General features: G+C 69.6%; 16 protein-coding genes and 1 tRNA gene. 12 read left to right on the forward strand and 5 right to left on the reverse strand.

Annotated features, from left to right (window positions below):
• Positions 1–2,722, reverse strand: a 2,722-nt coding sequence (polA, locus tag EBH09_RS08805; protein WP_121746479.1) for a DNA polymerase I, incomplete at its 3' end; no start/stop codon positions are given.
• Positions 2,723–2,978: 256 nt separating this feature from the next.
• On the opposite strand from polA, the gene EBH09_RS08810 reads away from it, so the two are divergent.
• From EBH09_RS08810 to EBH09_RS08850, 9 genes are all read left to right on the forward strand, one after another.
• The gene (locus EBH09_RS08810; protein ID WP_121746480.1) at positions 2,979–5,258 is read left to right on the forward strand and encodes an FdhF/YdeP family oxidoreductase; all 2,280 of its coding nucleotides are present in this window, start codon (positions 2,979–2,981) and stop codon (positions 5,256–5,258) included.
• Between the two features lie 79 nt (positions 5,259–5,337).
• Positions 5,338–5,826, forward strand: coding sequence for a hotdog fold thioesterase (locus EBH09_RS08815; RefSeq protein ID WP_121746481.1), 489 nt, complete (start codon positions 5,338–5,340; stop codon positions 5,824–5,826).
• 256 nt (positions 5,827–6,082) lie between these two features.
• A complete protein-coding gene (locus EBH09_RS08820; RefSeq protein WP_193776201.1) occupies positions 6,083–6,547 on the forward strand; it encodes a hypothetical protein in 465 nt (154 codons plus the stop codon).
• Positions 6,544–7,143, forward strand: a complete 600-nt coding sequence (locus EBH09_RS08825; protein ID WP_121746482.1) for a Tat pathway signal sequence domain protein — start codon at positions 6,544–6,546, stop codon at positions 7,141–7,143. The genes EBH09_RS08820 and EBH09_RS08825 overlap by 4 nt, the downstream gene beginning before the upstream one ends.
• Positions 7,144–7,430: 287 nt before the next feature.
• Entirely contained in the window at positions 7,431–8,669 is a 1,239-nt protein-coding gene (locus tag EBH09_RS08830; RefSeq protein ID WP_193776202.1) for a branched-chain amino acid ABC transporter substrate-binding protein, read from the forward strand.
• 120 nt (positions 8,670–8,789) lie between these two features.
• Positions 8,790–9,722 carry a branched-chain amino acid ABC transporter permease gene (locus tag EBH09_RS08835; RefSeq protein WP_121746484.1) on the forward strand — a complete coding sequence of 311 codons (933 nt, stop codon included), beginning with the start codon at positions 8,790–8,792 and terminating at the stop codon, positions 9,720–9,722.
• A 5-nt stretch (positions 9,723–9,727) separates the two neighbouring features.
• A complete protein-coding gene (locus EBH09_RS08840; protein ID WP_121746485.1) occupies positions 9,728–11,551 on the forward strand; it encodes a branched-chain amino acid ABC transporter permease in 1,824 nt (607 codons plus the stop codon).
• Between the two features lie 5 nt (positions 11,552–11,556).
• Positions 11,557–12,474, forward strand: coding sequence for an ABC transporter ATP-binding protein (locus EBH09_RS08845; RefSeq protein WP_121746486.1), 918 nt, complete (start codon positions 11,557–11,559; stop codon positions 12,472–12,474).
• The gene (locus EBH09_RS08850; RefSeq protein WP_121746487.1) at positions 12,471–13,187 is read left to right on the forward strand and encodes an ABC transporter ATP-binding protein; all 717 of its coding nucleotides are present in this window, start codon (positions 12,471–12,473) and stop codon (positions 13,185–13,187) included. The genes EBH09_RS08845 and EBH09_RS08850 overlap by 4 nt, the downstream gene beginning before the upstream one ends.
• A 67-nt stretch (positions 13,188–13,254) precedes the next feature.
• Here the strand turns inward: EBH09_RS08850 and EBH09_RS08855 are convergent, their stop codons facing one another.
• On the reverse strand, positions 13,255–13,911 hold the full coding sequence (locus tag EBH09_RS08855; RefSeq protein WP_121746488.1) for a response regulator: 657 nt from the start codon (positions 13,909–13,911) through the stop codon (positions 13,255–13,257).
• Positions 13,912–14,008: 97 nt separating this feature from the next.
• Here EBH09_RS08855 and EBH09_RS08860 point away from each other — a divergent pair.
• Together EBH09_RS08860 and EBH09_RS08865 are read left to right on the forward strand one after the other, a co-directional pair.
• A tRNA-Leu gene (locus EBH09_RS08860) sits at positions 14,009–14,092 on the forward strand.
• A gap of 81 nt (positions 14,093–14,173) precedes the next feature.
• Positions 14,174–14,962 (forward strand): helix-turn-helix domain-containing protein, encoded by a 789-nt coding sequence (locus EBH09_RS08865; protein ID WP_121746489.1) that lies wholly within the window; start codon positions 14,174–14,176, stop codon positions 14,960–14,962.
• Positions 14,963–14,974: 12 nt separating this feature from the next.
• On the opposite strand, the gene pyk is transcribed toward EBH09_RS08865, so the two are convergent.
• Positions 14,975–16,411: a pyruvate kinase gene (pyk, locus tag EBH09_RS08870; RefSeq protein ID WP_121746490.1), complete on the reverse strand. Its 1,437-nt coding sequence runs from the start codon at positions 16,409–16,411 to the stop codon at positions 14,975–14,977.
• A gap of 214 nt (positions 16,412–16,625) precedes the next feature.
• Here pyk and EBH09_RS08875 point away from each other — a divergent pair, with 214 nt between their 5' ends.
• Entirely contained in the window at positions 16,626–18,431 is a 1,806-nt protein-coding gene (locus tag EBH09_RS08875) for a 5'-nucleotidase C-terminal domain-containing protein (protein WP_121746491.1), read from the forward strand.
• Between the two features lie 23 nt (positions 18,432–18,454).
• On the opposite strand, the gene EBH09_RS08880 is transcribed toward EBH09_RS08875, so the two are convergent.
• Together EBH09_RS08880 and EBH09_RS08885 are read right to left on the reverse strand one after the other, a co-directional pair.
• The gene (locus EBH09_RS08880; RefSeq protein ID WP_121746492.1) at positions 18,455–19,867 is read right to left on the reverse strand and encodes a SidA/IucD/PvdA family monooxygenase; all 1,413 of its coding nucleotides are present in this window, start codon (positions 19,865–19,867) and stop codon (positions 18,455–18,457) included.
• On the reverse strand, positions 19,864–21,001 hold a 1,138-nt coding region (locus EBH09_RS08885; RefSeq protein ID WP_238697243.1), incomplete at its 5' end, for an aminotransferase class V-fold PLP-dependent enzyme. The genes EBH09_RS08885 and EBH09_RS08880, both read right to left, overlap by 4 nt.

Consider the following 21,001-nt stretch of genomic DNA (forward strand, 5'->3'; position numbering starts at 1 on the left):
GCGCCGCCGACTCCCAGTCCGCCCCCGAGCCGACCGAGACGCCCAGGGGGACCCTGAGCCGGACCGCGTCGGCCATTTCGCGGCGGACGAGTTCCTCCGCCGCCGCCCGCTCGCCGGGGGCGATCTCCAGGACGATTTCGTCGTGGACCTGGAGCAGCATGCGGGACGTGAGGCCGGCCTCGCGCAGTGCCTTGTCCACGTTGAGCATGGCGATCTTGACGATGTCGGCCGCCGTGCCCTGGATCGGGGCGTTCAGGGCCATGCGCTCGGCCGCCTCGCGGCGCTGGCGGTTGTCGCTGTTGAGGTCGGGCAGATAGCGGCGGCGCCCGAAGAGGGTCGCCGTGTAACCAGTCGCCCGTGCCTCGTCGACCACCCGGCGCAGGTAGTCCCGTACGCCGCCGAAACGCTCGAAGTAGGCGTCCATCAGGCCGCGCGCCTCGGCCGCCTCGATGTTCAGCTGCTGGGAGAGGCCGAAGGCCGAGAGTCCGTACGCCAGGCCGTAGGACATCGCCTTGATCTTGCGGCGCATCTCCGCGTCGACCGCGGACTGCTCGACGGAGAAGACCTGCGCGGCGGCGGTGGTGTGCAGGTCCTCGCCCGAGGTGAACGCCTCGGTCAGGCCCTCGTCCTCGGACAGGTGGGCCATCACCCGCAGCTCGATCTGGCTGTAGTCGGCCGTCATCAGGGACTCGAAGCCCTCGCCGACGACGAAGCCGCGCCGGATCGCGCGGCCCTCGTCCGTGCGGACCGGGATGTTCTGCAGGTTCGGGTCCGTGGACGAGAGGCGGCCGGTCGCGGCGACCGTCTGGTTGAACGTGGTGTGGATGCGGCCGTCCGCGGCGACCGTCTTGATCAGGCCCTCCACCGTGACGCGCAGCTTGGCCTGCTCACGGTGCCGGAGCATGATCACCGGCAGTTCGTTGTCGGTCTGGGCGGCCAGCCAGGCCAGGGCGTCGGCGTCGGTGGTGTAGCCGGTCTTGGTCTTCTTGGTCTTGGGGAGGTTCAGCTCGCCGAAGAGGACTTCCTGGAGCTGCTTGGGCGAGCCCAGGTTGAACTCCCGTCCGGCCGCCGCGTGCGCCTCCTTCACCGCCTGCTGGACGGCGCCCGCGAACATCTGCTCCATGGCCCGCAGGTGCTCCCGGTCGGCCGCGATGCCGTGCCGCTCCATGCGGGCCAGCAGCGCGGACGTGGGCAGCTCCATGTCGCGCAGCAGGTCCGCCGCGCCGACGTCCGCCAGGCGGCCCTCGAAGGCCTCGCCCAGGTCGAGGATGGCGCGGGCCTGCACCATCAGCGCCTCGGCCTCGGCGCCCTCGTCCGCCCCGAAGGCCAGCTGGCCGTCGGCCGCGGCGGCGGGGGCCAGCTCGCGGTGCAGGTACTCCAGGGACAGCGCGTCCAGGTCGAAAGAGCGGCGGCCCGGCTTGACCAGGTAGGCGGCGAGCGCGGTGTCCATGCCGACGCCGGCGACGCTCCAGCCGTGCTCGGCGAAGACGCGCATCGCGCTCTTGGCGTTGTGGAAGACCTTCGGCCGGTCCGCGTCGGACAGCCAGGCCGTGAACGCCGCCTCGTCGGCCTCGTCCACCTCCGTCGGGTCGAACCAGGCGGCCTTGCCGTCGGGCGCGGCGAGCGCGACCTCGGCGACCGAGCCGGTGCCCAGCGCCCAGGTGTCGACCGTGGCGATACCGAGGGTCTGGGTGCTGTGCTCGGCGAGCCAGCCGGCCAGTTCGCCCGTGCCCAGCACCGTGCCGTCCAGCTCGACGCCGTCCGCCACGACCGGCGCGGCCTCGGCCTCCTCGGCCCCCGGGTCGACGGCGTAGAGCCGCTCGCGCAGCGACGGGTTGCGGATCTCCAGGGTGTCCAGGATGACCGCGACGCCCTTGCGGTCGTACGCCGTGCGCTCCAGGTCGGTGACGGCCTTCGGCAGTTCGACCCGACGCTCCAGCTCGGTGAGCCGGCGGTTGAGCTTGACGGACTCCAGGTGGTCGCGGAGGTTCTGCCCCGCCTTGCCCTTGACCTCGTCGACGCGCTCGACCAGGTCGGCGAAGGACCCGAACTGGTTGATCCACTTCGCGGCGGTCTTCTCGCCGACGCCCGGGATGCCCGGCAGGTTGTCGGACGGGTCGCCGCGCAGGGCCGCGAAGTCGGGGTACTGGGCGGGGGTCAGCCCGTACTTCTCGAAGACCTTCTCCGGCGTGAAGCGGGTCAGCTCGGAGACGCCCTTGGTCGGATACAGGACCGTGGTGTGCTCGCTGACCAGCTGGAAGGAGTCCCGGTCGCCGGTGACGATCAGCACGTCGAAGCCCTCGGCCTCGGCCTGCGTGGCGAGTGTGGCGATGACGTCGTCGGCCTCGAAGCCCTCGACGGCGAAGCGCTGCACGTGCATGGCGTCGAGCAGCTCGCCGATCAGCTCGACCTGGCCCTTGAACTCGTCCGGGGTCTTGGAGCGGTTCGCCTTGTACTCGGTGAACTCCTCGGACCGCCAGGTCTTGCGGGAGACGTCGAACGCCACCGCGAAGTGCGTGGGCGCCTCGTCACGCAGCGTGTTGGCCAGCATCGACGCGAAGCCGTAGATCGCGTTGGTCGGCTGGCCCGTCGCGGTCGTGAAGTTCTCCGCGGGCAGCGCGAAGAACGCGCGGTAGGCCAGCGAGTGCCCGTCCATGAGCATCAGGCGCGGGCGGGCGCCGCCGGAGGAGTTGTCGGTCTGCTTCGCTGCTGTCTCTGCCACGTCCCCGATCCTGCCACGGACCACTGACACTCGGCCCCGCCCTCACCCTGCCGCGCCCGTACCGGCCCGGTCGTCCCGCCGGCGGGTCCCCGGTCGCCCGGCCGGTGCGGGTCCGGTCACCCTGTGTCGCGGCGACCCGAGTTGCCGGACGCGCCTCTTGCTCCCGGCCGCCGCCCCTCGCCCGGCCGCCGTCGCTGTCACTGGCGCGTGCGAGGATCGGAGACGTACCTCACACGTGTAAGCGAAGGAGCGCGCGATGGCCACCAAGCCGCCCAAGGGTGATCCGGTTCAGGACGCGCCCCAGGTCACGAAGGTCCAGCACGCGGCGGCCGGCATCCCGGCCATCGGCCACACCCTGCGCATGGCACAGCGGCAGATGGGCGTGAGGCGGACCGCGCTGACGCTGCTGAGCGTCAACCAGAAGGACGGCTTCGACTGCCCGGGCTGCGCCTGGCCGGAGCCGGACCACCGGCACAAGGCGGAGTTCTGCGAGAACGGCGCGAAGGCCGTGGCCGAGGAGGCCACCCTGCGCCGGGTCACCCCGGAGTTCTTCGCCGCGCACCCCGTCGCCGACCTCGCGACCCGCAGCGGCTACTGGCTGGGCCAGCAGGGCCGGCTCACGCACCCGGTGTACCTCCCGGAGGGCGGCGAGCACTACGAACCGGTCACCTGGGAGCGCGCCTTCGACATCGTGGCGGAGGAGATCGCGGCCCTGGACTCGCCCGACGAGTCCGTCTTCTACACCTCCGGGCGCACCAGCAACGAGGCGGCCTTCCTCTACCAGCTCTTCGCGCGCGAGCTCGGCACGAACAACCTGCCGGACTGCTCCAACATGTGCCACGAGTCGTCCGGCTCTGCCCTGTCGGAGTCCATCGGCATCGGCAAGGGCAGCGTCCTGCTGGAGGATCTCCACAAGTCCGATCTGATCATCGTGGCCGGTCAGAACCCGGGCACCAACCACCCGCGCATGCTCTCCGCCCTGGAGCGGGCCAAGGCGAACGGCGCGAAGATCATCAGCGTCAACCCGCTGCCCGAGGCCGGCCTGGAGCGCTTCAAGAACCCGCAGACCGCCAAGGGGCTCACCGCGGGCGCCGCGCTCACCGACCTGTTCCTGCAGATCCGCCTCGGCGGCGACCAGGCCCTGTTCCGGCTCCTGAACAAGCTGATCCTGGAGACGGAGGGCGCGGTCGACGAGGCCTTCGTCGAGGAACACACGCACGGTTACGAGGAGTTCGCCGAGGCCGCCCGAGCCGCCGACTGGGACGAGACGCTCACGGCGACCGGCCTCACGCGCGCGGAGATCGGGGAAGCCCTGCGCATGGTGCTCGCCTCGGAGCGCACCATCGTCTGCTGGGCGATGGGCCTGACCCAGCACAAGCACTCCGTGCCCACCATCCGCGAGGTCGTGAACTTCCTCCTCCTGCGCGGCAACATCGGCCGTCCCGGCGCGGGAGTCTGCCCGGTACGCGGCCACTCCAACGTGCAGGGCGACCGCACGATGGGCATCTTCGAGCGTCCCGCGCCCGCCTTCCTGGACGCGCTGGAGAAGGAGTTCGGCTTCGCTCCGCCGCGCGAGCACGGCTACGACGTCGTACGGGCCATCCGCGCGCTGCGCGACGGCGAGGCGAAGGTCTTCTTCGCCATGGGCGGCAACTTCGTCTCCGCCTCCCCCGACACGGAGGTCACCGAGGCGGCCATGCGCCGTGCCCGCCTGACCGTGCACGTCTCGACGAAGCTGAACCGCTCGCACGCCGTCACGGGCGCGCGTGCCCTGATCCTGCCGACCCTCGGCCGTACGGAGCGCGATCTCCAAAGCGGCGGCGAGCAGTTCGTGACCGTCGAGGACTCCATGGGCATGGTGCACGCCTCCCGCGGGCGGCTGGAGCCCGCGAGCCGGCACCTGCTGTCCGAGCCCGCGATCGTGTGCCGGCTGGCGCGCCGGGTGCTGGGCGAGGACAGCCGCACGCCGTGGGAGGAGTTCGAGGAGGACTACGCGACGATCCGCGACCGCATCGGGCGGGTGATCCCGGGCTTCGAGGACTTCAACGCCCGCGTGGCGCACCCCGGGGGCTTCGCCCTCCCCCACGCCCCGCGCGACGAGCGCCGCTTCCCGACGGCCACCGGCAAGGCCAACTTCACCGCCTCGCCGATCGAGTACCCCGAGCTGCCCGAGGGGCGGCTGCTGCTCCAGACGCTGCGCTCGCACGACCAGTACAACACCACGATCTACGGTCTGGACGACCGTTACCGGGGCATCAGGAACGGCCGCCGGGTCGTCCTGGTCAACCCGGAGGACGCCCGGAAGCTGGACGTCCCGGACGGTTCGTACGTCGACCTGGTCAGCGAGTGGAAGGACGGGGTGGAGCGGCGGGCGCCCGGCTTCCGTGTCGTGCACTATCCGACGGCCCGGGGCTGCGCGGCTGCGTACTACCCGGAGACCAACGTCCTGGTGCCGCTGGACGCCACCGCGGACACCAGTAACACCCCGGCCAGCAAGTCCGTCGTCGTCCGTCTGGAACAATCGGCGACCGACTGAGCGTTTGCTCAGTCGAGCCGACGGCCGCACCGGGCCGGCCGGCGACTCAGACAGACGGAGCTACGAACGGAGCCGGCCCATGGGCGAGCAGCAGCAGGTGCAGTTCCCGCAGGAGGTCATCGACGAGTACGCCGCGCTCGGTGTCGACCTGCCCGCGCTCTTCTCCGCCGGGCACCTCGGGACCCGCATGGGCGTCCAGATCCTCGAGGCGTCGGCAGACCGTGTCGTCGGCACCATGCCGGTGGAGGGCAACACCCAGCCGTACGGGCTGCTGCACGGCGGGGCCTCGGCGGTGCTGGCCGAGACGCTCGGGTCGGTCGGCTCGATGCTGCACGGCGGCAGCACCAAGATCGCCGTCGGCGTCGACCTGAACTGCACCCACCACCGCGGGGCCCGCTCCGGCCTCGTCACCGGCGTGGCCACGCCGGTGCACCGGGGCCGGTCGACCGCGACGTACGAGATCGTTATCAGCGACGAGCAGGACCGCCGCGTGTGCACCGCCCGGCTGACCTGCCTGCTGCGGGACGTGAACCCGGGCGACGGGACGCGGGCCGGCGCGACAGGCTGAGCGGCGCGCGGGCGGCCGGGGCCCGCTCCCCGGCCGCGCGACGCCACCGGCGCCCGCACAACACCGCCCGCGCCCTCGCAACGCCACCGGCGCCCTCGCGGCACTGCCGGCGGTCGCACATCAGGCCGCGTGTCCCTCCCGGCCACGACGAGCTCCCGCCCCCACGACGCCCCTCCCGGCCACGGACTGCCGCCACCCACGGCGCCCTCCCGGCCACGGCATTGCCCCCCGCCGCCCGGCGCCCTAACTTCAGGGCATGGGACGGGGAAAGGCCCCCTGGCCGGGGGCGGCTGCTCGGCGGCTCCGGTGCGCGCCCGGACTGCTCGCTCTCGCGCTGACACTGCCGACCGCCGCCCTGGGGTCCGGCTGCGGCAACTCCGGCGCCGAAAGGCCCGGTTCCGGCGACACCGCCCGACCGACCGCGTCGGCATCCGCATCCGCACCGGCACAAGGCAGCCTCTCCCCCGCTGAGTTGTGCACGAGCGCTGTCGGCTACTGGGCACGCGAGATACTGGCCGGCAGCACCCCCTACGGCGACTACCAGTCGATGGGACTGTCCAACCCGCAGTACGACATCCTGCGGAAGGTCGTGGACGCCGCACAGGCCACGGAGCGCGACCAAGGCCCCCGAGCCGCCGACGAGTTGATCGGCCGTCAGGTGCGCGACTCGTGCGCCGCGCACTACCGCACCGGTGCCCCGAGCGACGGCCCGTGGCAGTGAGCGGCACCGGTCCCGTCGAGCCGGGCGAGGGCACCCACGACCGGGGCGGCCCGGACGCTCCCCGGCCGGCCGCCCGGCGCCGTGGACGGCCCGGCCGGTACTACGACCGCCACCGCCGGGCGGTCCTCACGACCGCCGCGGCCGTCATGACCCTGGCGGGCGGCGGCTATCTGTACGCCGGCCGACCGCAGCCTCCTCCCCCTCCTCCGCCGCCACACCCTTCCCAGGCGGTCGACCTCGACTACCTGGACGCGGTGCCCGCCCCCGGCGACGACTTCAGTTTCGCGGTGCGGCTGAGCGTGCGGTCCGGCCCGCCCGTCACCGTGACACGAATCGACCAGCCCTACGCCGGCATCTCGATGACCGCGTCACCCGCCGCGCCTTTCCAGACAAAGACGCATTCCGCCCGCAAGATCATCGTCACTCTTCGGGTGACGGAATGCGCAAAAGCGCCGCGGAACCTCGCACTCCCTTTCCTGCATGTAACGCTGCGTAATGCGCGCGCAATACAGGCCCACAGTTTCATCCTGGGGACGCACTATGCACAGGACCTCTCCCACGCCATCGAGGTCGCCTGCAGCAACGATTCCAGGTAATCACCAAAACGCCCCAGACGCCTGAACGCCGGCCGCCGGTCCTGCAAGTTCTCACCATGCGGACAGGGCGAATCGGACGGAATTCCGCAGTTCTTCCCAGCCAGTACCGCTCTGCATTACCCCGTGTCATAACAAGAGCGTCACAGCATGAGTCAGACCCTCCTCCACGTTCCCCACACACGCTTAGAGTCACGGCCAGTCACCGCGCCGTCCGATTGTCACTTCGGCCCAGCGCTCGACTCGGCCGCCTCCACGGGGAAGCGGCTGTGCCAGGGAAAGGACTGATCGTGCGTCAACGTTCGCTCATCGCCATCACCGCCGCTCTGGCGGCGGGAGCACTCACCCTCACCGCCTGCGGCTCGCGCGACGACGACGGCGGCTCGGACTCCGGCAACGGCGGCGGCGGTGGCACCACCGTCGTCATCGGCGTCGACGCCCCGCTGACCGGCGACCTGTCCGCGCTGGGCCTCGGTATCAAGAACTCGGCGGACCTCGCGGCCAAGACCGCCAACAAGGACAAGCACGTCGAGGGCATAACCTTCAAGGTCGAAGCCCTCGACGACCAGGGCCAGCCCTCCGTGGGCCAGCAGAACGCCAGCCAGTTCGTCGCCAACGACGAGGTCCTCGGCGTCGTCGGCCCGCTGAACTCCTCGGTCGGCGAGTCCATGCAGCAGGTCTTCGAGTCCGGCAACATGGCGCTGGTCTCCCCGGCCAACACCGGCCCCTCGCTGACCCAGGGCCCGGACTGGCGCACCGAGAAGAAGCGCCCGTTCAAGACCTACTTCCGCACCGCGACCACCGACGCCATCCAGGGCCCGTTCGCCGCGCAGTACGTCTTCAACGACTTCAAGAAGACGAAGGCCTTCGTCATCGACGACAAGAAGACCTACGGCGCGGGCCTCGCCGGAACCTTCACCGACGAGTTCAAGAAGCTCGGCGGCAAGGTCGTCGGAACAGAGCACATCAACCCGGACACCAAGGACTTCTCCGCGGTCGCCACCAAGGTCAAGAACTCCGGCGCCGACGTCGTCTACTACGGCGGCGAATACCCGCAGGCCGGCCCGCTCAGCAAGCAGATCAAGGGCACCGGCGCCAAGATTCCGCTGGTCGGCGGTGACGGCATCTACAGCGCCGACTTCATCAAGCTCGCCGGCGCCAGCGGCACCGGCGACCTGGCCACCTCCGTCGGCGCGCCCGTCGAGGAACTGCCCTCCGCCAAGGAATTCGTCGCCAACTACAAGGCCGGCGGCTACAAGGAGCCCTTCGAGGCCTACGGCGGCTACTCCTACGACTCCGCCTGGGCCATCATCGAGGCCGTCAAGACGGTCGTCGAGAAGAACGACGGCAAGCTCCCCGACGACGCCCGGGGCCAGGTCGTCGAGGCCATGCAGAACGTCTCCTTCGACGGAGTGACCGGCAAGGTCTCCTTCGACGAGTTCGGTGACGCCACCAACAAGCAGCTGACCGTATACGCCGTCGAGAACGGCGACTGGAAGGCCGTGAAGTCCGGCACCTACACCGGCTGACTCGTCCGACGAGACACCCGCACCACCCAGAGCCGCGCGGGGCGCTTCTTCACAGGCGCCCCGCGCGGACTCACACCCGGCCACATCCGTCGAACATCCGAACCTCTCGGAGGACATGCGGTGAACGAACTGCCGCAGCAGCTGGTCAACGGCCTGCTACTGGGATCCATGTACGGGCTGATCGCCATTGGCTACACGATGGTCTACGGCATCGTCCAGCTCATCAACTTCGCCCACGGCGAGATCTTCATGACCGGCGCCTTCGGCGCGCTCACGGTCTACATCTACATCCTGCCCGACGGCACCTCCATGCTGATCGCCCTGCCCCTGATGATCCTCGGCGCCGTGATCGTCTCGGTGACCGTCGCCATCGGGGCTGAACGTTTCGCCTACCGCCCCCTGCGCGGCGGCCCCCGCCTCGCGCCACTCATCACCGCCATCGGCCTCTCCCTCGCCCTCCAGCAGGCGGTCTGGGCCTGGTACCCCGACGCGAAGTCCGCCCGCACCTTCCCCCAGATCGAGGGCGGCCCCTTCCACATCGGCAGCATCACCCTGCAGACCGGCAGCATCTTCCTGCTCATCGCCGCCCCCGTCAGCATGGCCTTCCTCGGCTACTTCGTCATGAAGACCCGCACCGGACGCGGCATGCAGGCCACCGCCCAGGACCCCGACACCGCCAAACTCATGGGCGTCAACACCGACCGCATCATCGTGATCGCGTTCGCCCTCGGCGCCGTCTTCGCCGCCATCGGCGGAGTCGCCTACGGCCTGGAATACGGCCACGTCGACTTCAAAATGGGCTTCATCCTCGGACTGAAGGCCTTCACCGCGGCCGTCCTCGGCGGCATCGGCAACATCTACGGCGCCATGATCGGCGGTGTCGTCCTCGGCATCGCCGAAACCCTGGCCACCGCCTACATCGGCGACATCCCCGGCCTCGGCCAGTTCGGCAGCCAGTCCTGGGCGGACGTCTGGGCCTTCATCCTCCTCATCCTTGTGCTGTTGTTCAGGCCACAGGGCCTGCTCGGCGAGCGCGTCGCGGACAGGGCGTGACACCGATGACCACACAAACCACCGAGAAGACCCCCAACACCCCCGCCACCGGCGCGGCGACCGGCCTCATCGGCATCCCACCGCACCTCGGACGCGCCCTCGCCACCGGCGGCGGCCTCCTCACCATCGTCTCCACCTTCCTCGCCTGGACCTGGACCGCCGCATTCCCCGGCGACCTCACCGTCTACGGCTACCCGGGCGGCCTCCAGGTCCTCGTCCTCATCGGCGGCGCCCTCACCACCCTCTTCGGCCTCTCCTCCTACGGCGTCAAAGGCCTCCGCTGGCTCACCCCCGCCGGCGCCGACGCCGCACTCAGATTCGCCGCACTCGCCACCTTCGCGACCACCTGGTACACCGTCCTCGCCATCAGCCTCCAGCTCGGCGGCCTGGTCAACCTCGAACCCGGCGCCTACATCGCGGCGATCGTCACCCTCACCGCCCTCCTCGGCGCCCTCGCACTCCCCTTCGAACACCCCGCACCCGACCCCATCGACCCCGACGAGACCGGCTGGAGCCTCGCCAAGCACCGCGCCGGCCACGGCTGGCAGACCGTCAAGGCCGCCTTCGCCGCCGGCGAGCCCGGCCCCGTCCGCGCCCTGCCCTCCTACGCCGAGATCCTCATCATCGTCGCGGTCCTCGCCGTCTGCCTCACCGTCTTCACCTACGGCATCGGCACCGAGTACGACGAACTCTTCGTCGGCTTCCTGATCACGGCCGGGTTCGGCTTCGCAGCCGCCCACAAGGCAGGCCTCATCCGCCAGGCCACCCAGATCACCGCACGGCACCAGACCATCACCATCTGGGGCGCCTTCGTCGCCGCGGCACTGTTCCCCTTCACCCAGACCGACGACCAGTACGCCACCATCGGCGTCTACATCCTGATCTTCGCCACCGTCGCGCTGGGCCTCAACATCGTCGTCGGCCTCGCCGGCCTCCTCGACCTCGGCTACGTCGCCTTCCTCGGCGTCGGCGCCTACGCCGCAGCCCTGGTCTCCGGCTCGCCCAGCTCCCCCTTCGGCGTCCACTTCCCCTTCTGGGCCGCCGTCCTGGTCGGCGCCGCCGCCTCACTGATCTTCGGCGTACTGATCGGCGCCCCCACCCTGCGCCTGCGCGGTGACTACCTCGCCATCGTCACCCTCGGCTTCGGAGAGATCTTCCGCATCGCCGTCCTCAACATGGACGGCACCTCCGGACCCGACATCACCAACGGCTCCAACGGCATCTCGGCCGTACCGGACCTGAAGATCCTCGGATTCGACCTCGGCGCCCGCCACGACATCCTCGGCGTCACCATCGGCCGGTTCGCCAACTACTTCTTCCTGATGCTGATCATCACCGCCGTCGTCGTCCTCGTCTTCCGACGCAGCAGCGACTCCCGCATCGGCCGGGCCTGGGTCGCCATCCGCGAGGACGAGACCGCCGCCCTCGCCATGGGCATCAACGGCTTCCGCGTCAAACTGATCGCGTTCGCCGTCGGCGCCGCCCTCGCCGGCCTCGCCGGCACCGTCCAGGCACACGTCACCTACACCGTCACCCCCGAGCAGTACCTCTTCGCCGGCACGACACCGCCCAACTCCGCGTTCCTCCTCGCCGCGGTCGTCCTCGGCGGCATGGGCACCATCGGCGGACCCCTCCTCGGCGCCGCACTGCTCTTCCTCATCCCCAACAAGCTCCAGTTCCTCGGCGACTACCAGCTCCTCGCCTTCGGACTCGCGCTCGTCCTGCTCATGCGGTTCCGACCCGAAGGCCTCATCCCCAACCGGCGCCGCCAACTGGAATTCCACGACAAGGCCGAAGCGCCCGCGGTCCTCGGCAAGACAGGGGCCTGACCACCATGACCACCGACACCACCACCAAGGACACCACCCCGGGCGCCCCCACCCCCGGCACCACCGTCCTCGACGCACGCGGCGTCACCATGCGCTTCGGCGGACTCACCGCCGTCAACGGCGTGGACCTCACCGTCAACAGCGGCGAGATCGTCGGCCTCATCGGCCCCAACGGCGCCGGCAAGACCACCTTCTTCAACTGCCTGACGGGCCTCTACACACCCACCGAGGGCGAAGTCCGCTACAAGGACCAGGTACTGCCCGCCAAGTCCTTCAAGGTCACGGCCGCCGGCATCGCCCGCACCTTCCAGAACATCCGGCTGTTCGCCAACATGACAGTCCTGGAGAACGTCCTCGTCGGCCGCCACACCCGCACCAAGGAAGGCTTCTGGTCAGCCGTCCTGCGCGGCCCCGGCTTCCACAAAGCCGAGGCCACCTCCCGCGAACGCGCCATGGAACTCCTGGAGTTCGTCGGCCTCGCCGAAAAGGCCGGACACCTCGCACGGAACCTGCCCTACGGCGAACAGCGCAAGCTGGAAATCGCCCGCGCCCTCGCCAGCGAACCGGGCCTGCTCCTCCTGGACGAGCCCACGGCAGGCATGAACCCCCAGGAGACACGAGCCACCGAGGAACTCGTCTTCGCCATCCGCGACCAGGGCATCGCAGTCCTCGTCATCGAGCACGACATGCGCTTCATCTTCAACCTCTGCGACCGCGTCGCCGTCCTCGTACAGGGCGAGAAGCTCATCGAGGGCGACAGCACGACCGTCCAGGGCGACGAGCGGGTCATCGCCGCCTACCTCGGCGAACCCCTCGCGAACGACCCCGGCGCCACGGAAGCAGCCGAAGTGGAAGCCGCCGAGGCCCACGCCCAGGCCGACACCACCACGGACACCGCGGCCGGCAAGGAGAACGACCGATGACCGCACTGCTCGAGGTCGAGGACCTCCGCGTCGCCTACGGCAAGATCGAAGCCGTCAAAGGCATCTCGTTCAAAGTCGACGCCGGCGAAGTCGTCACCCTCATCGGCACCAACGGCGCCGGCAAAACCACCACCCTGCGCACCCTCTCCGGCCTCCTCAAGCCAGTCGGCGGACAGATCAAGTTCGGCGGCAAGTCGCTCAAGAAGGTCCCCGCACACCAGGTCGTCTCCCTGGGGCTCGCCCACTCCCCCGAGGGCCGGCACATCTTCCCCCGCATGACCATCGAGGACAACCTCCGCCTCGGCGCCTTCCTCCGCAACGACAAACCAGGCATCGAGAAGGACATCCAGCGCGCCTACGACCTCTTCCCCATCCTCGGCGAACGCCGAAAGCAAGCCGCGGGCACCCTCTCCGGCGGCGAACAGCAGATGCTCGCCATGGGCCGCGCCCTGATGTCCCAGCCCAAACTGCTCATGCTCGACGAACCCTCCATGGGCCTCTCACCGATCATGATGCAGAAGATCATGACGACGGTGGCCGAACTGAAATCCCAGGGCACCACCATCCTGCTCGTCGAGCAGAACGCCCAGGCCGCCCTCTCCCTCGCCGACCACGGCCACGTCATGGAAGTCGGCAACATCGTCCTGTCCGGCAGCGGCCAGGACCTCCTCCACGACGAATCGGTCCGCAAGGCCTACCTCGGCGAGGACTGAGCCGGTAGTCGTACGACGAGGCCCGCGCCCCCAGTGGGGACGCGGGCCTCGCGCACGCTCCGGGGCCTCAGCCCTTGGACGCCTTCTTCTCCTCGGCGTCCTGGATGACCGCCTCCGCCACCTGCTGCATCGACATCCGCCGGTCCATCGACGTCTTCTGAATCCACCGGAACGCCGCCGGCTCCGTCAGGCCGTACTCCGTCTGCAACACCGACTTCGCCCGGTCCACCAGCTTCCGGGTCTCCAGCCGCAGACTGAGGTCCGCGACCTCCTTCTCCAGCGCCTTCAGCTCCGTGAACCGCGAGACGGCCATCTCGATCGCCGGAACGACGTCACTCTTGCTGAACGGCTTCACCAGATACGCCATCGCCCCGGCGTCCCGGGCGCGCTCCACCAGGTCGCGCTGCGAGAACGCGGTCAGCATCAGCACCGGCGCGATGCTCTCCTCGGCGATCTTCTCGGCCGCGGAGATGCCGTCCAGCTTGGGCATCTTCACGTCGAGGATCACCAGATCGGGCCTGTGCTCCCGGGCCAGCTCCACGGCCTCCTCACCGTCACCGGCCTCACCGACGACGGAGTACCCCTCCTCCTCCAGCATCTCTTTGAGATCCAGCCGGATCAGGGCCTCGTCCTCGGCGATGACAACACGGGTCGTCAGCGGAGGCACGTGCGACTGGTCGTCTTCGGGCACGTCTACGGGCTGGGGCGACTCGGGGGCGGTCACGTGGCGCTCCTTGTTCCGGGGCAGGCGGTACTGCTTCCAAGAGCCTACCTAGCTGCGGCTCACGAGGGTGAACCGGTACACTCCTGATGGCTGACCAGCCGGGTTGGCGGAACTGGCATACGCGGATGTCTCAAACACATCTGTTCGAAAGGACATACGGGTTCGAGTCCCGTACCCGGCACCTTTGAAGCGGAGGCTCACGTTCTCGTGAACCTCCGCTTTTCGCTGCACACCACTCTCCGTGGTGACGCACAGTGATCGCATGGACCTCCACAGCACTGACGTGCGACAGAAAGCCCTCGCTCTCCTGCGCAGCGGTGCGAAGAACGCGGATGTGGCCCGAAAGCTGAACGTCCCGAAGGGCACGATCGGTTACTGGAAGCATCTCGACCGCGCCAAGCGCGGCGAATGTCCCGGCAAGCACGATCCGACCTGCCCCAGGTGCCATGGACGAGATTTGGACGAGGCCGCCTACAGCTACCTACTGGGTCTCTACCTCGGCGATGGCCACATCAGCCATTACTCCGAACACCGCGTACCCAACCTCATGATCGCCTGCGCCGACTCATGGCCCGGACTCATCGACGACTGCGAGCAGGCCATGCAGGCAGTCTTCCCCGCCAACTCGGTCTGCCGCGTCCGTAGGGTCGGCTGTCACAACGTGAAGGTTTACTCGAAGCACATGCACTGCCTCTTCCCTCAGCACGGGCCGGGCAAGAAGCACGACCGCTCGATCACTCTCGAAGCCTGGCAGCAGGGGATCGTCGACGCTCACCCCTGGGACTTCATTCGCGGCCTGATCCACTCCGACGGCTGCCGTATCACCAACTGGACCACGAAGATCGTCGGTGGCGTGCACAAGCGCTACGAGTATCCGCGCTACTTCTTCTCCAACAAGTCGGACGACATCCGCAACCTCTTCGCGGAGACCCTCGACAAGGTCGGCGTCGAGTGGACGACCCTCGCCCGAGGCAGCGACCCCTTCAACATCTCCGTAGCCCGCAAAGCCTCCGTAGCCCTCATGGACGCCCACGTCGGACCCAAGTACTGACGACCAACCGGCCTACCGGGGACTGTCGTCCTCCCCGATGTGGTGCACCCGGACCAGATTGGTCGTGCCCGACACCCCGGGCGGCGAGCCGGCCGTGATGACCACGACGTCGCCCTTCTCGCAGCGCCCGTAGCGGGTGAGGAGTTCGTCCACCTGGTCGACCATCGCGTCCGTGGAGTCCGCGTGAGGGCCGAGGAAGGTCTCCACGCCCCAGGTCAGGCTGAGCTGTGAGCGGGTCGCCGGCTCGGGGGTGAAGGCGAGCAGCGGGATGGGTGAGCGGTAGCGGGAGAGGCGGCGGACGGTGTCGCCGGACTGGGTGAAGGCGACCAGGTACTTCGCGCCGAGGAAGTCGCCGATCTCGGCTGCCGCGCGGGCGACGGCGCCGCCCTGGGTGCGGGGCTTGTTGCGCTCGGTCAGCGGGGGCAGGCCCTTGGCGAGGATGTCCTCCTCGGCGGCCTCGACGATCTTGGCCATGGTGCGCACGGTGTCGGTCGCGTGTTTGCCGACGCTCGTCTCGCCGGACAGCATGACGGCGTCCGTGCCGTCGATGACGGCGTTGGCGACGTCGGAGGCCTCGGCGCGGGTGGGCCGGGCGTTGTCGATCATGGAGTCGAGCATCTGGGTGGCGACGATGACCGGCTTGGCGTTGCGCTTGGCGAGTTTGATGGCGCGCTTCTGGACGATGGGGACCTGTTCGAGGGGCATTTCGACGCCGAGGTCGCCGCGGGCGACCATGATGCCGTCGAAGGCGGCGACGATGTCCTCGATGTTCTCGACGGCCTGTGGTTTTTCGACCTTGGCGATGACGGGGAGGCGGCGGCCTTCTTCGTCCATGATGCGGTGGACGTCGAGGACGTCGCGTCCGCTGCGGACGAAGGAGAGGGCGATGGTGTCGAAGCCGTTGCGGAGTGCCCAGCGCAGGTCGTCCTCGTCCTTCTTGGAGAGGGCGGGGACGGACACGGCGACGCCGGGGAGGTTGAGGCCCTTGTGGTCGGAGACCATGCCGCCTTCGATGACGGTCGTACGGACGCGGGGGCCGTCGACGTCGGTGACTTCCAGGCAGACCTTGCCGTCGTCGACGAGGACGCGTTCGCCGGGGGTGACGTCGGTGGCGAGGCCGGCGTAGGTGGTGCCGCAGGTGTGGCGGTCGCCGTGGACGCCTTCTTCGACGGTGATGGTGAAGGTGTCGCCGCGTTCAAGGAGTACGGGGCCTTCGGCGAAGTGGCCGAGCCGGATCTTCGGGCCCTGAAGGTCGGCGAGGGTGCCGACGCTGCGGCCGGTTTCGTCGGACGCCTTTCGGACTCGGTGGTAGCGCTCTTCGTGTTCGGCGTGGGTGCCGTGGCTGAAGTTGAAGCGGGCGATGTCCATGCCGGCGTCGACCAGGTCTTTGATCTGGTCGTATGTGTCGGTGGCGGGCCCAAGAGTGCAGACGATCTTTGCTCGGCGCATGGGTCGAGCCTATGACTTACCGGCCGGTAGCGAATTGGCCACGCATGACCACTCAACAACCTTTGAGTAAAGGGCTATTGACAAGTGTTGAATTGTGCGCCGGGCCGCTCCGATGAGCATTCGAATCGGCTCTCACCCTTGACAGGCGCCATGTTCAGGACAGAATCTACGCGCGTCGCCAATGATGTTCACGGGTCACCGAGGAGAGTCAGCCATGCCGTTGAACCGCCGGAAGTTCCTGAGCAGGTCCGCCGTGACGGGGGCGGGTGTCGCGCTGGCCGGCGCGGCGGCGGCTCCGGCGGCCGGGGCGGCCCCCGCTCACCGGGGCCGCGGGAAGCCGAAGCGGTACGCGCTGACGGTGCTGGGCACCACCGACCTGCACGGGCACGTCTTCAACTGGGACTACTTCAAGGACGCCGAGTACGCGGACGCGGCGGGCAACGCCCAGGGCCTGGCCCGTGTCTCGACGCTGGTGAACCAGGTCCGTGCGGAGAAGGGCCGCCGCAACACGCTGCTGCTGGACGCGGGCGACACCATCCAGGGCACCCCGCTGACGTACTACTACGCGAAGGTCGACCCGATCACCGCCGAGGGCGGGCCGGTGCATCCGATGGCGCAGGCGATGAACGCGATCGGGTACGACGCGGTGGCGCTCGGCAATCACGAGTTCAACTACGGCATCGAGACGCTGCGGAAGTTCGAGGAGCAGTGCGATTTCCCGCTGCTCGGGGCGAACGCGGTGGACGCGAAGACGCTGAAGCCGGCGTTTCCGCCGTACTTCATGAAGACGTTCCGGGTGAAGGGCGCGCCGCCGGTGAAGGTGGCGGTGCTGGGGCTGACCAACCCGGGCATCGCGATCTGGGACAAGGCGTATGTGCAGGGGAAGCTGGCGTTTCCCGGTCTTGAGGAGCAGGCGGCGAAGTGGGTGCCGAAGCTGCGTTCGATGGGTGCGGACGTGGTGGTGGTGTCGGCGCATTCCGGGTCGTCCGGGACGTCCTCCTATGGTGACCAGGTCCCGTACGTCGAGAACGCGGCGGCCAACGTGGCCAGGCAGGTGCCGGGCATCGACGCGATCCTCGTGGGGCACGCGCACACGGAGATCGCGGAGCTGAAGGTCGTGAACGAGGAGACCGGGAAGACGGTCGTGCTGTCGGAGCCGCTGTGCTATGCCGAGCGGCTCACCCTCTTCGACTTCGAGCTGGTCTTCGAGCGGGGCCGCTGGCACGTGGAGTCGGTCAAGGCGTCGCTGCGGAACTCGAACACCGTCGAGGACGACCCCCGGATCACGAAGCTGCTCACGGACGAGCACGCGAAGGTCGTGGCGTACGTCAACCAGGTGGTCGGCACGGCCACCGAGACGTTGACGACGGTGGAGGCGCGTTACAAGGACGCCCCGATCATCGACCTGATCACCAAGGTCCAGGAGGACGTGGTCAGGGAGGCGCTGGCGGGTACGGAGTTCGCGTCGCTGCCGGTGCTGGCGCAGGCGTCGCCCTTCTCGCGGACGTCCGCGATCCCGGCCGGGGACGTGACGATCCGGGACCTGTCGAGCCTGTACGTGTACGACAACACTCTGGTGGCCAAGCTGATGACGGGTGCCCAGTTGCGGGCGTACCTGGAGTACTCGGCGGAGTACTACGTCCGGACGGCGGCCGGCGCGCCGGTGGACGTGGACAAGCTGACCAACGCGGGCGGCCGCCCGGATTACAACTACGACTATGTGTCGGGGCTGACGTACGAGATCGACATCGCGCAGGCGGCCGGGTCGCGTATCAAGAACCTGGCCCATGCCGGGGCTCCGCTGGACGACACGCGGCAGTTCGTGCTGGCGGTGAACAACTACCGGGCCAACGGCGGTGGCGCGTTCCCGCATGTGGCGTCGGCCAGGGAGCTGTGGGCGGAGTCGACGGAGATCCGTACGCGGATCGCCGAGTGGGCGACGGCGCGGGGTGTGCTGGATCCGAAGGACTTCGCGTCCGTCGGCTGGTCGTTGACGCGGGACGGTGTGCCGGTGTTCTGAGTCCGTTTTCGGCCGGGGCAGCCTCAGATTCCGTCCCCCAGCGGGGTGAGCGTCCGGTGTCGGCGCGCGGCCGGGATCCGGGGTTGTCCGTGTTCGAGGCCGAAGGTGGTGAAGGCGGTGCGGCCGGGCAGCGGGTAGGGCTCCTGTCCGGTCAGGTCGTTGAGGATGGTCGCGCTGCGCCAGGCGGCGAGGCCGAGGTCGGGGGCGCCGACCCCGTGGGTGTGTGTTTCGGCGTTCTGGACGTAGACCCGGCCGGTGACGGAGGGGTCGAGGACGAGGCGGAAGCGTTCGTCGACGCGGGGGCGTTCGTGGCTGTCGCGCCGCATGTAGGGGTCGAGGCCGGCGAGGACGCGGCCGAGGGGGCGTTCGCGGTAGCCGGTGGCGAGGACGACGGCGCCGGTGGTGAGGCGGGTGCGGGTCTGCTGCTGGGCGTGTTCGAGGTGCAGTTCGACTTTGGTGGTGGCGATGCGCCCGGCGGTGCGGACGTGGACGCCGGGGGTGAGGACGGTGTCGGGCCAGCCGCCGTCGAGGGTGCGCCGGTAGAGCTCGTCGTGGATGGCGGCGGTGGTGTCGGCGTCGATGCCTTTGTGGAGTTGCCATTGGGAGGCGACGAGCCGGTCGCGGACGGGTTCGGCCAGGCCGTGGAAGTAGCGGGTGTAGTCGGGGGTGAAGTGCTCCAGGCCGAGTTTGGAGTACTCCATGGGCGCGAAGGCCTCCGTGCGGCCGAGCCAGTGCAGTTTCTCGCGGCCGGGGGGCCGGTGGCGGAGCAGGTCGAGGTAGATCTCCGCGCCGGACTGGCCGGTGCCGATGACGGTGATGTGTTCGGCGGCGAGGAGTGTCTCGCGGTGGTCGAGGTAGTCGGCGGCGTGGACGACGGGGACGCCGGGGGCGTCGACGAGGGGTCGGAGCGGGTCGGGGACGTAGGGCTCGGTGCCGACGCCGAGGACGACGTTGCGGGTATGGGTGCGGCCGAGGGCCGCGGCTTCTCCGTCGGCGTCGAGTTGGGTGTAGTCGACTTCGAAGAGGTCGCGTTCGGGGTTCCAGCGGACGGCGTCGATTTGGTGGTGGAAGTGGAGGGAGGGGAGGTTTTCGGCGACCCAGCGGCAGTACGCGTCGTATTCGGCGCGCTGGATGTGGAAGCGTTCGGCGAAGTAGAAGGGGAAGAGGCGTTCTCTGGCCCGGAGGTGGTTGAGGAAGGTCCAGGGGCTGGCCGGGTCGGCGAGGGTGACCAGGTCGGCGAGGAAGGGCACTTGGACGCGGGCGCCGTCGATGAGCAGGCCGGGGTGCCAGTGGAAGGCGGGGCGCTGGTCGTAGAAGACGGTGTCGAGGCCGGTGAGGGGGTCGGCGAGCGCGGCGAGGGAGAGGTTGAAGGGGCCGATGCCGATGCCGACGAGGTCGCGGGGGGCGTCGGGCGTGGGGTGCGGGGTGGTGTTCATCGCGGGGCGGGTCCTTCCGGGGGGTTTTCCACGAGGGTCACGAGGGTCAGGAGGGCGGCCAGGTCCTCGGGCCGGGTGTGGGGGTTGAGCAGGGTCGCCTTGAGCCAGAGCCGGCCGTCGGCGCGGGCGCGGCCGAGGACGGCGCCGCCGGTGGTGAGCAGGGTGCGGCGTACGGCGGCGACGGCTGCGTCGGTGGCGTGGGCGGGCCGGAACAGCACCGTGCTGATGGTGGGCGGGGCGTGCAGTTCGAAGCCGGGGTGGTCGTGGACGAGGGTGGCGAACCGTTCGGCGAGTAGGCAGACGTCGTCGACGAGTGCGCCGATGCCGACGCGTCCCAGGGTTTTGAGGGTGACGGCGATCTTGAGGATGTCGGGGCGGCGGCTGGTACGGGGGGAGCGGCCGAGGAGGTCGGGGAGTCCGGCGTCGGTGTCGTCGTCGGCGTTGAGATAGTGGGCGCGGTGGTGGAGCGCGGCGAGGTCGGCGGCGTCCGCGACGGTGAGGAGACCGGCGGCGATCGGCTGCCAGCCGAGTTTGTGCAGGTCGAGGGCGACGGTGTGGGCGGCGTCCAGTCCGGCCAGTTTGGGGCGGTGGCGGTCGCTGAAGAGGAGGCCTCCGCCGTAGGCGGCGTCCACGTGCAGGCGGGCGTCGTGGGCGGAGCAGCGGTCGGCGATTTCGGGCAGGGGGTCGATGAGTCCGGCGTCGGTGGTGCCGGCGGTGGCGACGACGAGGTGTGGTCCGGGGACCTGGGTGAGGGCTTCGTCGAGGGCGGCGGGGTCGAGGGTGCCTGCGGGGGCGGGGACGACGACGGGTTCGGGCAGGCCAAGGAGCCAGGCTGCGCGGGGCACCGAGTGGTGGGCGTTGGCTCCGTGGATGAGCCGCAGGCCCGCGCCGTGCGCTTCGCGGGCGAGCAGGACGGCGAGTTGGTTGGACTCGGTGCCGCCGGTGGTGACGAGGGCGTCGGCGGCACCGGTCTGGCGGGCCAGGGTGCGGGTGACGAGGGTCTCCAGCGCGGAGGCGGCGGGTGCCTGGTCCCAGGAGTCGAGGGACGGATTGAGGACGCTCGCGGCGAGGTCGGCGGCGGTGGCGACGGCGAGGGGTGGGCCGTGCAGGTGGGCGGCGCACAGGGGGTGGGCG

The organism is Streptomyces sp. E2N166, assembly GCF_003671715.1.
Lineage (GTDB): Bacteria > Actinomycetota > Actinomycetes > Streptomycetales > Streptomycetaceae > Streptomyces > Streptomyces thinghirensis.